Source organism: Pseudoalteromonas sp. BSi20652 (assembly GCF_000239855.1).
Lineage (GTDB): Bacteria > Pseudomonadota > Gammaproteobacteria > Enterobacterales > Alteromonadaceae > Pseudoalteromonas.
Window position 1 is genome coordinate 1 of record NZ_BADT01000041.1, and the last position, 16,190, is coordinate 16,190.

Annotated in this window: 16 protein-coding genes and 1 pseudogene; 11 read left to right on the forward strand and 6 right to left on the reverse strand. The window is 39.2% G+C overall.

Translation table 11 applies throughout. The features are described 5' to 3' along the window. Nucleotides 1-95: 95 nt before the first annotated feature. The gene (locus P20652_RS14740; protein ID WP_008166314.1) at nucleotides 96-623 is read right to left on the reverse strand and encodes a sugar O-acetyltransferase; all 528 of its coding nucleotides are present in this window, start codon (nucleotides 621-623) and stop codon (nucleotides 96-98) included. A 161-nt stretch (nucleotides 624-784) separates the two neighbouring features. Between P20652_RS14740 and P20652_RS14735 the strand changes: the two genes are divergently transcribed. Then, nucleotides 785-1,549, forward strand: a complete 765-nt coding sequence (locus P20652_RS14735; RefSeq protein ID WP_008166317.1) for a DeoR/GlpR family DNA-binding transcription regulator — start codon at nucleotides 785-787, stop codon at nucleotides 1,547-1,549. Nucleotides 1,550-1,587: 38 nt separating this feature from the next. After that, the gene (gene glmS, locus P20652_RS14730) at nucleotides 1,588-3,408 is read left to right on the forward strand and encodes a glutamine--fructose-6-phosphate transaminase (isomerizing) (protein ID WP_008166318.1); all 1,821 of its coding nucleotides are present in this window, start codon (nucleotides 1,588-1,590) and stop codon (nucleotides 3,406-3,408) included. Between the two features lie 511 nt (nucleotides 3,409-3,919). Here glmS and P20652_RS17475 read toward each other — a convergent pair. Then, nucleotides 3,920-4,249, reverse strand: a complete 330-nt coding sequence (locus P20652_RS17475; protein ID WP_033017096.1) for a hypothetical protein — start codon at nucleotides 4,247-4,249, stop codon at nucleotides 3,920-3,922. Between the two features lie 161 nt (nucleotides 4,250-4,410). Here P20652_RS17475 and P20652_RS14725 point away from each other — a divergent pair, with 161 nt between their 5' ends. From P20652_RS14725 to P20652_RS14715, 3 genes and pseudogenes are all read left to right on the forward strand, one after another. Next, the gene (locus P20652_RS14725) at nucleotides 4,411-5,598 is read left to right on the forward strand and encodes an alpha/beta hydrolase-fold protein (RefSeq protein WP_008166325.1); all 1,188 of its coding nucleotides are present in this window, start codon (nucleotides 4,411-4,413) and stop codon (nucleotides 5,596-5,598) included. Between the two features lie 150 nt (nucleotides 5,599-5,748). Then, nucleotides 5,749-7,049, forward strand: a pseudogene (locus P20652_RS14720) (DEAD/DEAH box helicase). A gap of 107 nt (nucleotides 7,050-7,156) precedes the next feature. Then, nucleotides 7,157-8,035 (forward strand): alpha/beta hydrolase, encoded by an 879-nt coding sequence (locus P20652_RS14715; RefSeq protein ID WP_008166328.1) that lies wholly within the window; start codon nucleotides 7,157-7,159, stop codon nucleotides 8,033-8,035. Nucleotides 8,036-8,237: 202 nt separating this feature from the next. Here P20652_RS14715 and P20652_RS14710 read toward each other — a convergent pair whose 3' ends face one another. The 4 genes from P20652_RS14710 to P20652_RS20365 all read right to left on the reverse strand — a co-directional run bounded on the left by P20652_RS14710 (nucleotide 8,238) and on the right by P20652_RS20365 (nucleotide 9,956). Next, nucleotides 8,238-8,486 (reverse strand): DUF3297 family protein, encoded by a 249-nt coding sequence (locus P20652_RS14710; RefSeq protein WP_007377376.1) that lies wholly within the window; start codon nucleotides 8,484-8,486, stop codon nucleotides 8,238-8,240. Nucleotides 8,487-8,717: 231 nt separating this feature from the next. Continuing rightward, complete coding sequence (locus P20652_RS14705; RefSeq protein ID WP_007580429.1) at nucleotides 8,718-8,927, reverse strand: cold-shock protein; 210 nt, start codon at nucleotides 8,925-8,927, stop codon at nucleotides 8,718-8,720. Between the two features lie 187 nt (nucleotides 8,928-9,114). Then, nucleotides 9,115-9,324, reverse strand: coding sequence for a cold-shock protein (locus tag P20652_RS14700; RefSeq protein ID WP_006792548.1), 210 nt, complete (start codon nucleotides 9,322-9,324; stop codon nucleotides 9,115-9,117). A gap of 473 nt (nucleotides 9,325-9,797) precedes the next feature. Further along, nucleotides 9,798-9,956, reverse strand: coding sequence for a hypothetical protein (locus tag P20652_RS20365; protein ID WP_158307893.1), 159 nt, complete (start codon nucleotides 9,954-9,956; stop codon nucleotides 9,798-9,800). A 235-nt stretch (nucleotides 9,957-10,191) separates the two neighbouring features. Between P20652_RS20365 and P20652_RS14695 the strand changes: the two genes are divergently transcribed. The 6 genes from P20652_RS14695 (at nucleotide 10,192) to P20652_RS14670 (ending at nucleotide 16,162) form a co-directional block, all read left to right on the forward strand. Then, entirely contained in the window at nucleotides 10,192-11,775 is a 1,584-nt protein-coding gene (locus P20652_RS14695) for an alkaline phosphatase (protein WP_008166335.1), read from the forward strand. A gap of 11 nt (nucleotides 11,776-11,786) precedes the next feature. Then, nucleotides 11,787-13,577 carry an alkaline phosphatase gene (locus tag P20652_RS14690; RefSeq protein ID WP_008166337.1) on the forward strand — a complete coding sequence of 597 codons (1,791 nt, stop codon included), beginning with the start codon at nucleotides 11,787-11,789 and terminating at the stop codon, nucleotides 13,575-13,577. A 139-nt stretch (nucleotides 13,578-13,716) separates the two neighbouring features. Next, on the forward strand, nucleotides 13,717-14,430 hold the full coding sequence (locus P20652_RS14685; protein ID WP_008166339.1) for a hypothetical protein: 714 nt from the start codon (nucleotides 13,717-13,719) through the stop codon (nucleotides 14,428-14,430). 259 nt (nucleotides 14,431-14,689) lie between these two features. Beyond that, the gene (locus P20652_RS14680; RefSeq protein ID WP_033017097.1) at nucleotides 14,690-15,124 is read left to right on the forward strand and encodes a hypothetical protein; all 435 of its coding nucleotides are present in this window, start codon (nucleotides 14,690-14,692) and stop codon (nucleotides 15,122-15,124) included. A 130-nt stretch (nucleotides 15,125-15,254) separates the two neighbouring features. Next, on the forward strand, nucleotides 15,255-15,776 hold the full coding sequence (locus P20652_RS14675) for a YcxB family protein (protein ID WP_008166343.1): 522 nt from the start codon (nucleotides 15,255-15,257) through the stop codon (nucleotides 15,774-15,776). 2 nt (nucleotides 15,777-15,778) lie between these two features. After that, on the forward strand, nucleotides 15,779-16,162 hold the full coding sequence (locus P20652_RS14670) for a hypothetical protein (protein WP_008166345.1): 384 nt from the start codon (nucleotides 15,779-15,781) through the stop codon (nucleotides 16,160-16,162). Nucleotides 16,163-16,190 lie beyond the last annotated feature (28 nt).

Below are 16,190 nucleotides of genomic sequence, written 5' to 3' on the forward strand. Positions count from 1 at the left end.
GAAATGTGCGCAATTAACACTCACTGGCATGAACACATATCACGTAGGTCGGGCTAGCGTAGCGATTCCCGACGCTAAAAATATATTTATAATAACTATAGTGTTCTTATTTCACGAGCTGGGTTACCCGCTACCACGGTATTAGGCATTACATTTTTAGTAACCACAGCACCCGCACCCACAATACTATTTTCGCCTATATTAACTCCAGCAATAATAATTACACCTGCGCCAATCCAAACGTTGTTGCCTATTGTAATAGGGGCCGCAAAGTTTTTCTTATTAAGCCTTTCTGCTGGATTAGTAGCATGTGACACAGCTAAAAGCTGAACGTTCGGGCCAATTAAACAATCACTGCCAATGGTAATTGCACCCTCACTAATAGGGGCATCTAAAACAGTACAGTTAATGTTTATAAAAGTACGATCACCAATTTGTATTTGACTGCCATAGTCACAATGAAAGCCCGCTTCAATAATTACTCCATCACCACAGTGTGAGCATAACTCCTTTATTCGCTTTAAATTACCTTTACTGGGGCTTTTATTAAATAAGCGGCAAATTTCGTGCACAGCTTTACGCTGTGCTAGATTATCTTTACTAATACTATTAAATGACTGCATATCAATTTTGTTTAACTTAAATAATGGTGCCTAGCTTAACCTACTTTAAGCATGATGATAATTTGAATAAAACTGTGCTTTTTTTACGCATTCACTTGCCATTTATAATGTTTCGTTTAAAATTAATTAACTTTCGAAACGAAACTTAATTGTAATTACTTATGACCAAACGAAACACCCAGCAACGTCGTCACCTTATTCTTACTCAAGTTAATGAGTTAGGCGAGGTAGCTGTAGATAGTTTAGCTGAGCAGTTTCAAACATCAGAAGTAACCATTCGAAAAGACTTAACCGCGCTTGAAAAAAGTGGCTTATTACTTCGCCGTTATGGTGGAGCTATTGCATTGCCTAAAGAGATAGTAAGCGACGAAATAGACTCAAAGCGTAAAGTAGCCATTGCTAAAGCGGCAGCCGCGCTTATAAAAGATCATAATCGTATTATTATAGACAGTGGGCGCACCACTGCGGCGATGATCCCTGAATTGGCTACCAAGCAGGGGTTAGTTGTTATGACTAACGCGATTAAAGTGGCAACGCGTTTATTAGCACTTGAAAACGAACCAACACTTTTGATGACAGGTGGCACGTGGGATCCGCATTCAGAATCGTTTCAAGGGCAAGTAGCTGAAAATGTTCTATGCTCTTATGATTTTGATCAGCTTTTTATTGGTGCTGATGGTATAGACGTAAAACGTGGCACAACGACCTTTAACGAGCTAGTTGGTTTAAGCCAAGTTATGGCAAAAGCCGCTCGTGAAGTAATAGTTATGGTTGAATCAGACAAGATTGGCCGAAAAATACCAAATTTAGAATTACCGTGGCAAACAGTAACCACATTAATAACCGATTGTGGCTTGGCTGATGATAAACGCAAAGCGATTGAGGCATGTGGTGTAAAACTAATTTGCGCTGAATTTATTGAATAGCCACAAAGTGGTAAATATACAAAATTATTGGAGAGACTATGTGTGGAATCGTTGGGGCAGTTGCAGAACGTCCAGTAAATAGAATACTGATTGAAGGGCTTAAGCGTCTTGAATACCGTGGTTACGACTCAGCAGGCGTAGCACTGCTTAATGGCAACACACTTAATACTGTTAAAGCAGTAGGTAAAGTGGTTAATGTAGAAGCAGCTCTAGAAAAAGCAGGCGTTAGCGGTCATACAGGTATTGCACATACGCGCTGGGCAACACATGGTAGCGTTACAGAAGCAAATGCACATCCACATGTTTCAAATAATCAATTAGCACTTGTACATAACGGTATAATTGAAAACCACGCTACATTACGTGCGGCTTTAAAGGCTGATGGATACGAGTTTTTATCGCAAACTGATACTGAAGTAATGGTGCATTTAATTCACCAACTTCGTAAGCAACACACAACGTTACTTGCAGCAGTACAAGCAGCTGTTAAACAGTTTGAAGGCGCTTTTGGTACCGTTGTATTTGATAAAGACAACGACAACGAAATCATTGTAGCGCGCTCAGGTAGCCCTCTTGTTATTGGTTTAGGCCTTGGCGAAAACTTTATTGCGTCTGATCAGTTAGCATTATTACCAGTTACTCGTAGCTTCATCTTTTTAGAAGAAGGCGACGTAGCGCGTATTACACGTGACACAGTGGAAATTTTTGATGAAAATGGCGATGCTGTAGAGCGTGAAGTGATTGAATCAAACATTACGCAAGATGCATCAGGTAAAGGCGATTACCGTCATTACATGCTAAAAGAAATTTACGAGCAGCCACTTGCTGTACGTAATACGCTTGAAGGGCGTTTAAACGACGACCGCGTGGCAATTGATGCATTTGGCGAAAGCGCTCAGCAAATATTTAAAGATGTAAAACACGTACAAATTATTGCCTGTGGTACGTCTTACCATTCAGGTATGGTTGCACGTTACTGGCTTGAGCAATTCGCGGGTGTTAGCTGTAATGTAGAAATAGCTTCTGAATTTAGATACCGTCAGTCGTTTGTACATGAAAATAGCTTACTTGTTACTATTTCTCAATCGGGTGAAACTGCCGATACGCTAGCTGCATTACGCCTAGCTAAAGAGCAAGGTTACATGGCCTCAATGACTATTTGTAACGTACCTGGTTCATCGCTTGTACGCGAATCAGACCTTGCCTTTATGACCAAAGCAGGCGCAGAAATAGGCGTAGCCTCGACTAAAGCATTTACAACACAATTAGTTGGTTTGTTAATGCTTACTGCGTCTATCGCGCAAGAAAAGCAGCTTGATCAAAGTGCCATTGTAAATGCGATTAAAGTACTACCAGCTAAACTTGAAGAAACATTATTACTCGCTGATGGCATTGCAGACCTTGCAGAAGAATTTGCCGACAAGCATCACTCACTGTTTTTAGGTCGTGGTTCACAGTACCCAATTGCAATGGAAGGCGCACTTAAACTTAAAGAAATTTCGTATATTCATGCAGAAGCTTACGCCGCTGGCGAGCTAAAACATGGGCCACTCGCACTTATTGATGCCGACATGCCAATTATTGTTGTAGCGCCAAACAATGAGCTATTAGAGAAGCTTAAATCAAACGTAGAAGAAGTACGCGCACGTGGCGGCATTATTTACGTATTCGCAGATAAAAATTCACACTTTGAGTCAGACGACACAATGCGTGTAATCAACGTAAACCACACTGACGATATTATTGCGCCAATTGTTTATACACTGCCATTGCAGTTACTGTCGTACTACGTAGCGGTAATTAAAGGTACCGACGTTGACCAACCACGTAACTTAGCTAAATCGGTTACGGTTGAGTAAAATCAAAAGGTTGGTAATTACCTGTTAAAGATAAAAAGGCGCTTAATGCGCCTTTTTTTGTGCCATTAACTCAATAACTTCATCTCAATTAATAGATCTTTATTGCAAGTCAGGATTGCATGGTTTGGAGTGTAATTTAACTACTTGATAATAAGTAATAAGAGGATATAAGAAAATTAAGGCAACAAAGAAAATGATGTTAGAGAGCATTAACATTTCACTGGTAGTATAGCCGCCAGCAGTAAACTCATAATAAAGAGTCAGTAAAACAGTCGTTATTTGAGCGAATATAATTAATAGCCAAATAAAATGATGCAAAAAATAACGCTTATAGATAATGCCTAAGCATGCGCCAACAGTCAGAGTGTCCAAAGTAAGAGTTAGGTAACTAAGCCATGTTGGATGAGTTGTTTGTAAACTAACATTGAATGATGAAGTGTAGATATCATAGCCTGTGGTAGTTAAAAGTAACAGAAGAAACCCATACCAAAAAGTGTTGCTTTTCATAATACTAATACCAAAAACCATAAGGTATATCATTTGGGTTTTTTGGTAATTTTAACCAGCCTTCGCTACTACTTATATATCTTTTAGTAAAGTTTCTTCTAATAGCACCTGCAGGCGCAAGATTTGCGAGTATTTTCAATAATTCGCTAGCTTCATTTGAATTACGACCATAACTCTGAATAGTGAGTTTGATTGTTGGGAAAATTCTGGAGTAAGCTTCGTTCGCATCTTTATGATTACCGATGAATTGGCGATATACGAAATGACCGACAGAAGCTATTCTACCTGCAATTCCTGCCTTTTTTACAATGCTCATATCCTTTGATGAACCCATAACATTCCTTGTTGTTTTTTAAATTATTTACCAATTCAAGTATCTCATGCCCCCTCTCCGATGTAAACTAGCCTCTAGAGGCTGAACTTAATGAAGTATAACTTTCTTTTTGATCTATAACTTGTTGGCTTCATTAATACATATTTATTAAAGGATTAGTCATGCGTTTATTCACTGCTATTTTTATATGTAGCTTATTTATAGTTTCTAATAGCACACTTGCAGAGCCTGATTTAAAACAGCAAACCATTAGCTATACGCAACAAACACATACTATTAATTCAGCAATTTTAAATGAGCAACGTACCGTTGTAGTCCAGCTTCCAAAGAGTTACCAAGCTAATCCAAACAAAGTTTATCCAGTTATTTATCGCCTAGATGGCGCGGGTAACATACCGCTTATAAGTGCAGTGATGGAGCGTTTACAAAATGATAATCGTGCGCCAGAGCTCATTATTGTCGCTATTGAAAACACTAATCGGCTTAGAGATTTTTACCCTACAGTGAATAAAGAGCCACAGGGCCCTGTTGGTGAAGGCGGTGGCGCAGGAAAGTTTTTAGCATTTATTGAGCAAGAGCTCATTCCTTTAGTTAATAAGAACTATCGTACGCATAATTATAAAGTGATTTCTGGCGCATCTGCTGGAGGTGTATTTGCGCTATACGCGTTGCAAACTAACCCTGAACTTTTCCAAGCGCATATTGCTTACAGCCCTGCTGTTTGGTGGAACTATGGCGCTCCGGTAAAAGCGACTAAATCGTTTATCAATAAATCAAAAGATCTGAATAACTATGTTTATATAAATATTGGTGAAGAAGCCGGCATAATGCGTGAAAGATACGATGAACTTAAGAAAGCTTTGCAATCTGATAGCTTGACTAATTTACGCTTTTTCAGTGATGCATTTAATAATGTATCGCATAACTTAACATCTGCCGCTGGGGCCTTTAATGCTTACCACAATTTATTTTTACCTAAGCATATGCCAATGAGTGCGTTAACTAACGATTTAGCGTCTATTGATACTTATTATCAAAACTTATCTCAGCAATGGGGTGAGCAAATATCTCCACCAGATCGCGCTGTTAGATTACTAGGTTACAACTTAACGGACAGCAAGCAGTTTACCCGTGCTATAGAGGTGTTTAAGTACAATATAAAAAATCATCCTAAATCAGTCGATGCGCTTTCAGCCTTATCTTATGGCTATGAAATGCAAGGTAACACTCGCCAAGCGCTTGAGAATATGGAATCTGCTTTAGCAATTGCAGACGATTCATACCCTTATATAAATTACTTAAAAGAAACAAAAGCTAGGTTGCAGGCAGAGTTTGATAAGCGTAACTAGAGTTTTTAGTTACTGTTAAATAAAAACGACGCGCAAGCGTCTTTTTACTAGTTGTAGCTAAATATTATTTAAACCACTAACCCCTACTTAATACGTGCTAAATACGCTAAAATTACAGGCTACTTTTTTAGCAATAAGCCCGTAATAAATATGACCTCAGCCGCAAGCCCTAGCACGTTTACCGAACTTGGCCTTATCCCAGAGCTACTAGCTCGTTTAACCGATTTGGAATACAGCCAACCTACGCCAATTCAAGCTAAGGCTATACCTAGTGTGCTTGCGGGCAGTGACCTAATTGCAGGGGCAAATACGGGCTCGGGTAAAACAGCAACGTTTGCATTACCTATGTTGCAAAAAGCTTTCCTTGAGCAAGGCGCTAAAAAAGCAGCGAGCAAAGGTAACTTTGTAACGGGGCTTATTTTGGTACCTACCCGTGAGCTTGCTACGCAAGTGGCCGATAGCGTTAAGTCGTATTCTGCTAACTTTAATGGCGCAATTAAAACGGTAGCCGTGTTTGGTGGTGTGTCGGTTAATACGCATATGCAGGCTCTACGCGGCGGTGCTGATATTATAGTGGCAACACCTGGGCGTTTGCTCGATTTAATCTCAAGCAATGCTATTAAGCTCGATAAAGTAAATACCCTTGTGCTTGATGAAGCCGACCGTATGCTAAGTCTTGGCTTTACCGAAGAACTGGCTAATTTGTTGGCTCTTATGCCAGCTAAAAAACAAACCATGTTGTTTTCTGCTACTTTCCCAGAGCAAGTAACACAATTAACGCAAGAGCTATTAACTAACCCAGTTGAAATACAAGTACAAAACAAAGAAGAAAGCACGCTTGTTCAACGCGTGTTTACGGTTAATAAAGGCGAAAAAACCACGGTTTTAGCGCATTTAATTAAAACACATAAATGGCGCCAAGCATTGATTTTTGTGAACGCGAAAAAAGACTGTGAGCATTTAGCGGCTAAGCTTGAAAAACGCGGTGTTAACGCACAGGTATTTCATGGTGATAAAGGCCAAAGTGAGCGTACTCGCGTAATAGAAAAATTTAAAGCGGGCGAAATCGAAGTACTTATCGCAACCGATATTGCAGCACGTGGTTTGGATATTGAAAAGCTGCCAGTGGTAATAAACTTTAATCTACCACGCAGTCCTGCTGATTACATGCACCGTATTGGCCGAAGTGGCCGTGCTGGCGAAGTGGGCTTAGCGTTATCGTTAATTGATTATGAAGATTTGCATCACTTCAAAATAATCGAGAAGAAAAACAAGCTTCGCCTTGAACGTGAAGAAGTAACCGGCTTTGCCGTTAACCAAGCTAATCTTGATGCTGCCGAGGCGCTTAAAAATGAAAAGCCAATGGCAAAACCAGAAGGTACGGGCAAGAAAAAGAAAAAAATAAAGCCGATGATATAGATGATGTATGGAGTGGCTGGCGCCGTAAGTAGTTATTTATAGTTACTTTATATTAGGCAGCTATCTCTATGAGACGCTGCCTTTTTAATGCTATCTTATACGTACATAAATACAGCTATAACCTATAAAAAGAAATTAAGTGAATTTATTATCCAAACTAATATTAGTAATTTGTGCCCTAGCCTGCTTTAAATTAAGCGCTAATACCCCATACGAAATCCCCAGAAGCAACGTTATTCAACTTACAGAACTTTCAACCGACCGTGTTTACTCTGTTTACATTCAATTGCCTAAGTCATATAAAAATAAGCCTGATAAAACGTATCCAGTTATTTATGTAACCGATGCACCGTATACCTTTCCCATCGTTGCTGGGGCTACACGATTCCCTATGAATAGTGGCAAAATGCAACAGGCTATTATTGTAGCAATTGGCTATGAAAAAGGGTCCGCTGGCTCTAACAGCCGAATTAGAGATTACACGCCTACCTTTGCAAAAAGTTGGAAAAAGCAAACAGGTAATGCCAAAGGGCATATTCAGTTTTTACAAAGTACAGTTTTCCCTTTTATTGAAAAAAACTATCGGGCCAGTAACTTACAAAGAACCTACATGGGGCATTCGTTAGGCGGTTTATTTGGCGCGACTATTTTATTAACGACACCGGATTTATTTAGCAATTATATTATTGGCAGCCCATCGGTTTGGTTTGATAACAATGCACTATTAGCGTTAAAAGTGAATAAGCCAAAATTGCCTATAAGGGTATATATATCAGTTGGAGCAATGGAAACGCCAGCTTTTGGCGAAGGGCAAAATATGGTTGAAGGGGCGCAGCAATTAGTGCAAAAAATAAAAGCGCTTAAAAGTGACAATATAGAATTAAAAAGTGTTGTTATTGAAGAGGCTATTCATGCAACCGCATTTCCAACAACAGCAATCCAAGGCTTAGATTGGGTGCTGGGTAAAGCGAATATAAATACCAACCTGCATAAATCTTTGAGCAATTTAACGAATTAAATTGCACTATAACGTCGTTAAAAATTTTTTATTTAGAACAACTAGATACAAAAATTTTTTCCTAGCTCTAGCGTAATTTTCTTAACGTTAAATAGACCCCATATATAAGCAGATTGGTATAATACAATTAAATTATTTTTAACAAGCACAAAAAAAGCGACTACCTAATAAGGTGTCGCTTTTTTTAGTAAGCATTATTAGTTTACTTATAAAAGGCTTCAACAGTGCCTTTTCTTGTAAGTAAAAGTGGTTGTCCGCGACGATCAAGGCCTTTTGGAGATGCAAATTTTATCCAACCTTCGCTGATGCAGTATTCTTCAACATCAAAACGCTCTTTGCCGTTGAACGTGATACCAATATCGTGTTCAAAAACGTCTTCCACATGATGTGGGCTACGTGGATTAATAGAAAGGCGATCTGGTAAAGCAGGTTTTGCGGTAGTGTCGTTCATGGTCATATTCTATATTGAATGAAGTATGCGCTATTGTAGGCAATACAAAGCTTTCGCTCAAGAGAGATAGTAGTAAATGTGTTTAAAAATGTACTAATTAATGAGTTGTGTATACAAATGAGATTGCGCTTGGAAAATATTTACAGAGGAGGTTTTGAAGATATTTGACTAAATAATTATAAAGGTAAATATATTAATGGGTTATTGCTAACCCATTAAATTGTGTAGCAATTAGATGCTAACAATGTTTTCGGCTTGTGGGCCTTTTTGACCTTGAGTAACAGTAAACTGTACACGTTGGCCTTCAGCTAAAGTTTTGAAACCGTCGCCAGAGATTGCGCTAAAATGTGCGAACACGTCTGCGCCAGATTCTTGCTCGATAAAACCAAAACCTTTTGCTTCGTTAAACCATTTTACTGAACCAGTAGTTGTATTAGACATAATATGTATCCTAAAAAATTAATATAAGTGTGCCTGAAAAGAGGCGATTGAGCCGGAAAAAATAGTTAACTTGAGGATATCGTGCAGGATTATTACTAAAACAACTCGGTACTAACAAATAAAACAGAACTTCTTTCAAACTAGTATTCAAAATGGGTTATTGCTAACCCATTAAATTGTGTAGCAATTAGATGCTAACAATGTTCTCGGCTTGTGGGCCTTTTTGACCTTGAGTAACAGTAAACTGTACACGTTGGCCTTCAGCTAAAGTTTTGAAACCGTCGCCAGAGATTGCGCTGAAATGTGCGAACACATCTGGGCCAGACTCTTGCTCGATAAAACCAAAACCTTTTGCTTCATTAAAAAATTTAACTGTACCAGTTGTAGTATTAGACATAATAGTATCCTAAGAATTAATATAATTGTGCCTTAAATTAGGCGATTTAACAGGAAGAAAACGTGCATTTAACTGAGGATAACGCGAAGGATTATTACTAATAACAACGTGGTACTTACAAATAAATTGGGTTTTCATCAACCCGATGCCGAGCAGGATAACAGCATGTTTGTGAATACGCCAAGCTTTATATTTATTTAATTTTTAATGAGATAGCAAATTTGCTTAAAAAGATGTTGGCGATTTACATATGGATTAACGTGTTTAATTTATGTGCTTATTTTAATTAAACTTATTTAAATTATATGGTTAAGTTGTTTTTGAAGGACTTTAATAATTAATGAAACCAAGTAAAAAGAGACGAGTAAAAGTCACTTAATTATTGTCTACATTTTTTTATATTATCTTTGAGTTATTAACTAAATCAGCTAAAAACAACCAAACCAAGCATTCAGAAGGTAATTCAAAGGGCTTTAAGGAAAAAGGAGCATAGCAAGTGTGTAGTTGTTACTTAAATAACGGTGTATAAGTTGTCGCGATTTATATTCGTTAAAATAGATTGTTAGTACTAAATGCGTTTTATATTCAACCGGAACACGGCCTAATTGAGTCATAATAATATTTAAATTCATTTCTCTAGCGCTGAAAATAGCTGCGGAGATGGATTTATTATCCAAAGTTCAGGTTATTAAAACAACGTCCTTTATAAAAAGTGGATCGCTTTTCATATTGTGTTTTTTTGTGACTTATTTTCGTCATAGTTTAGTCATCTTACTTTCATCAAAATTACCTTTATCAGTCACATCTGTTTTCTATAGTGCTGCGGTTGATCTTTTTTGAATAACCACTAAACAATGGGAATTACGGATGAAAATTAAAAAAGTCGCTGCGGCAATCGCGCTAACATTTGCGTTTAGCGCCGCTAGCCATGCCAATGTATTGCCACAAAGCCAAACAGATAATAACTGGTATACAAACGCACAAACTACGTTAGCTACTAAAAATACTCAGGCACAAAGTGCACAAGTTACAAAAGCAAAAAACGTGATTTTATTTGTGGGTGACGGCATGGGTATTTCTACCCTTACGGCAGCACGTATTTTAAAAGGCCAACGAGCAGGCAACCCAGGTGAAGAAGGCTATTTAAGCTTTGAAGAATTTCCATACTCTGCGCAAGTTAAAACCTACAACGTAGATGCACAAACTCCCGATTCTGCCGGCACAATGACCGCAATGATCTCAGGTGTTAAAACCGATGTAGGTGTAATAGGTGTAGACGAAGATATTGAACGTGGTGTGTGTTCAACAGTTGCAGGTAACGAGCTTTTAACGGCAACAGAACTAGCTGAAATTAAAGGCCTAGCAACAGGTGTTATTTCTACCGCGCGTATTACCCATGCAACGCCAGCGGCAACGTATGCTAAATCGGCAGACCGTAACTGGGAAGATATCTCAGATATGCCAGCAGGTTCAGAAGCCTGTGAAGATATTGCATCGCAACTGGTTAACTTTGAAAAAAATCTAGAAGCGCGCTTTTTAGGCACCGACGTAGACGGTCTTGATTTTGTAATGGGTGGCGGTCGTCGTCACTTTTTACCAAAAGATGCTGCGGCTAATTCAAGCGACGCAGTGAGCGCTGTTGAAGGCGACCGCACCGATGAGCGTAACCTTGTTACTGAGTGGCAAACACAATACCCAGACGCCACGTACGTAATGGATCAAACAGGCTTTGATGCAATAGCAGACGATGCCACTAAAGTATTTGGTTTATTTAACGAATCGCACATGCAATACGAAGCCGATCGCGCAAACGACGTGGCAGGCGAGCCCTCACTTACCGAAATGACCACTAAAGCGATTGAGGTATTGGGTAAAAACGAAAACGGCTTCTTCTTAACGGTTGAGTCGGGCCGAATTGACCACGCACATCACGCGGGCAACGCTTACAATGCACTTAACGACACCATTGAATTTGCCAATGCAGTGCAAGCCGCAATCGATAATACCAACCCAGAAGAAACCCTTATTTTAGTCACTGCCGATCACAGCCATGTATTTACTATTGCAGGCTACCCTAAGCGTGGTAATCCAATTTTAGGCCAAGTAGTTGCAGTAGGCCAAACAGCGCCAAGCCTTGCCGCCGACGACATGCCATACACCACGGTAGGTTATGCAAACGGACTCGGTTTTAGAGACCTAGGTGATGAAACAGACGCCGACGCAGCGTACTTAAGCGGCTCTGTCGCTGGGCGTGTTGAGTTAAACGGTGTTGACACAACAACCCCGGGTTTTCACCAAGAAACAACCGTACCACTGGGTTCTGAAACGCATGCTGGTGAAGATATTTCATTGCATGCTAAAGGCCCAGGTGCACAACTTGCTCAAGGTGTTATTGAGCAAAACGTTGTATTTCATTTAATTAGTCAAGCTCTTGAATTAACTCAGCAATAATGGCGGCGAACATGAAAAAATTAACAGTACTTTCTTTAGCAGTAATGGTCGCGCTAGCGGGTTGTTCAAGTGATGACGATAAAAGCGATAATAACATTATCGCATTAGACAACGTCATAGCCGTGGGCTCAGCGCAATGTATAAATGGCGGTGTAGAAACCCAAGTGGGCGTAGATACAAACGAAAATGGCGTGCTTGATAGCGACGAAGTTAACTCATCTAACCTAGTGTGTAATGCGCCGGCAACGTCGCTAACTACAGAGCAATTAGCTAACCTTACAGGTAACGCATGGTATAGCGATGCGCAAACTAAGTTAACAGCAACACAGCAAGCTAATACCGAAGTGGTTACAGAGTCGGGCAAAGCTAAAAACGTTATTTTATTTGTAGGCGACGGTATGGGAATTTCTACCGTTACAGCTGCACGTATTTTAGCAGGCCAGCTTGAAGGCGGCATGGGTGAAGACTACCAACTTAGTTTTGAAACCATGCCTTACTCAGGCTTTGTTAAAACATACAACGTAGATGCACAAACACCCGATTCAGCAGGCACAATGACGGCTATGGTGTCAGGTGTTAAAACCGATGTTGGCGTAATCGGTGTAGACGAAGACATTGAGCGCGGTATTTGTTCAACCGTTACCGGTAACGAACTGGTGACCTCGCTTGAGCTTGCTGAAATAGCAGGTAAAGCAACCGGTCTTATTTCAACCGCGCGTATTACCCACGCAACCCCTGCGGCAACGTATGCTAAATCGGCTGGTCGTAACTGGGAAGATAACTCAGATATGCCAGCAGGCTCAGACGCATGTGAAGACATTGCATCGCAACTTGTTAACTTTGAAGCCAACCTAGAAGCACGTTTTGCAGGCATTGATGTAGACGGTATTGATGTTGTAATGGGTGGCGGTCGTCGTCACTTTTTACCAAAAGATGCTGCTGCAAATTCAAGCGATGCAATCAGCACGGTTGAAGGGGATCGTACCGATGGCCGTAATTTAGTAACCGAATGGCAAGCTACTTATCCTAATGGCAACTATGTAATGGACCAAACAGGGTTTGATGCAATTAGCGACGATGCTACAAAGGTATTTGGTTTATTTAACGAATCCCACATGCAATACGAAGCAGACCGTGCAAACGATGTAGCGGGCGAGCCTTCACTTTCGCAAATGACTGAAAAAGCAATTAAAGTGCTTAACAACAACGATAAGGGCTTTTTCTTATCGGTAGAAGCAGGACGAATAGACCACGCGCACCACGCAGGTAATGCATACAACGCGCTTAACGACACCATTGAATTTGCTAAAGCCGTTAAAGCTGCGATGGACAGCACTAACCCAGAAGAAACACTGATTGTAGTGACCGCTGACCACAGCCACGTATTTACTATTGCAGGCTACCCAAAACGTGGTAACCCAATATTAGGCAAAGTAGTAGCGGTTGGCGCCACTGAACCAAGCTTAGCTGCCGACGATATGCCTTATACAACAGTTGGCTACACCAATGGTGGTGGTTTTAGAAACCTAGGCAGCGAGACCGATGCCGATGCAGGTTACGCCTTTGCACCGGTTACAGGGCGTGTTGATTTAACAAATGTTGATACAACCACACCGGGCTTTCACCAAGAGTCACTAGTACCACTTAGTTCAGAAACCCACGCGGGTGAAGATGTAGGTGTATACGCAATGGGCCCAGGTGCGCATTTAGTAACAGGCACTAACGAGCAAAGCTTTTTATTCCATGTAATGGACTTTGCCGCTGACCTAGTTAAAACAGCTGACGAAAAACTAGCGCAATAAATACTGGCTAGTTATAAATTTAGTTAAATATATCTAAATAAAAAACCCCGCCTACTTTGCGGGGTTTTTGTCATTAAACTGACATTTATAATCGTTATGTTATTGCCATAAACTTGAAATATAAATAAGAGATAGCTAAATGAAAAAAGCGTTATTAATAATTGCCACGCTTGTAAGTACAAGTAGCTTTGCCTCGCAATGTGATATTGATGCCAAGCATTTAAAAGCGAATTATAAAATTACCAACAGCCATAAAGCGCAGCAAAGTAGCGAGTCACTTACCCTTTGGCGAAACGATCAGCAAGTAGCACATCAAAGTGAAGTAATAACCGAGCTTTGGCAGCACTTAGCCAATAATCAAATACGACCAATACGTTACTTTAATGCCCAGCAACGCGGTATTGAATACCAACCATCTGAAGTACGCGGTGTACAAAATTGGAGTGCTAAAAGTCAGCTGGTGGATAATCACTTAATTAAAAAAATGACCCTTACAAAAACGCAAGGCACAGGCTGTGATGAAGTAAAAAACTATACATTGAGCGAAAATGGCAACGACTTTAACCTTGCCTTTTATACGCATTCAAAATTAGTAAAAACATTTAGTATTAGTAATAAAAAAAGCCAAACAACTACCTTACTTAGCCTTAATAATGTAAGCACTGATGAGCCATTAATTAGTGCTCAATTTGCACAGTGGGATCGCTTTCAAACCACCGATTACGCCGACATTGGCGATAACGAAGGTGACCCATTTTTAGCTAAAATGATAAACCTTGGTTTTATAGAGCACGGCGCAACTGGCTTTTATAAACAGCAGGGCGAGGTTATTCAAGGCGGACATCACCACTAGGTTTTTAAGTGTTGTAGCTCATAGTTAAAAAATGACAGGCGGCTATGAGCTGCAAGTAGGTATTCAAAAGTAGATTAATTTAAGCCATTCCCACCCAAGTAATAAAACAAACACTTTCCTATTTTTATAAAACGCACACCATCAGAAGCATAATATTTATAGTTGGCAATAATTTACACTATTTGATATTAATAGATGTCCACGCAATAGGGACGTTTGCAAAAATGTCTATTAACAAAGCTGTTATATGGGGACTTTAATGCGAGTACTTCTAGTTATATGTTTTTTATGGACTAACTTATTATTTGCCTGCGGCAATGATGAACTAGGTCAATCAGCCTCTTTTGCAAAAATAAATGAAGACTATAGCGTAGGTAACTTTGCTGGTTATGATGTCTACGTACCTGAGATATTTAAGGGCTATTATTTAACGTCATTTATAGTAGTGATAAAAGGTACTTTATTAGCAGACTTGGATTTTACTGAAGCTAATAGTTATGAAGGTTATTACAAGGTGTTTTTTCAAGTTAATCCTGAGAAATTAGATTTATTAAATATAGTACTTGGTTATTCAACAACAAAAGACAAAAAAGGAATTGTAATGTGTGGTGAAAGAATACAGTTAAATTTAAAAGAGTTGCTCAGAGTAAATCAACCAGAAATGATCATCGCGCCCCCACCACCACTAAAATAGATCGAATTATTAAATTATTTTTAAACGTCGATCAAAGCGCTTGAAATAGTTTGTTCGGGTTTTGTTTGGTCTTATATTTATATAGCTTAAGTAGTTCGCTATGTTTAAACAAAGTTAGGATTCATTTTTTATGATCAAATCTATCACTGTTACTAAAAAAAATTACACCGACTATGCTGATTTTGCAATAAAAAGGCTGTGTACGCCTCAAGGTAAAAAAGGTTTAGGGTTTATAAAAAATGTGATTGTTTGGTTTGTAACAACTGTTGTTTTTATGACTATCTTTCAGGTCGAGTCTATTCGCCTTTCTAACTTTCATTGGCCAAGTGGGTTAATTGTAGCAGTGCCATTTTTAATATTTATTATTGTATTTTTATACAATATTAATAAGTTAAAAAAGCAATCTATTCCTAATGAAAATGGCGTAATGATTGGCGATAAAACAATTGAATTTCAGGCTGATGGCATTTGCGAGACTAATCATCTAGGACGTTACTTTTATAAATGGCAAGCCGTTGAGGCAACTGAAGAAAATAAAGGCGATTTATATATATTTATAGACAAGCTATTGGCTTTAATAATCCCAGCTAGCACATTTACAAACGAAGCCGAAAAAGAAGAACTAAAAGCTTTAATTAAAGCCCATATTTAGTAATGCGTCATTTTATAAATATTTACACCGTCTTAGTGTTTATTTTAATGCTGATACCTATTTCATCAATGGGAAGTGAAAAACAAGCTAACACTACCGATGAACAATGGGGTAAGTATCTAGAGCATAGAGCTGCTTGGAATAAAATGCTTAAAGAGCGCTATGAAAATGAGTTAAAGCATACTCCGCCAAAACCGCCTTGGATTAAGTTTCCAAATTATCATCCGAGCGATATATTTAGGAGAATGGGTGACGGCGAAAGCTACATAAGTGACTATTTCTCTATCTATTTTCAGTACGCTTCTAAGGCTGAAATAAATGCTTATAAGATTAAATATCCTGAACACGCAGACTGGCGTGGAACATATCAGCGCTTTGAACACTAGCTAAAGTACAGCCATGCTTTTAGGTATC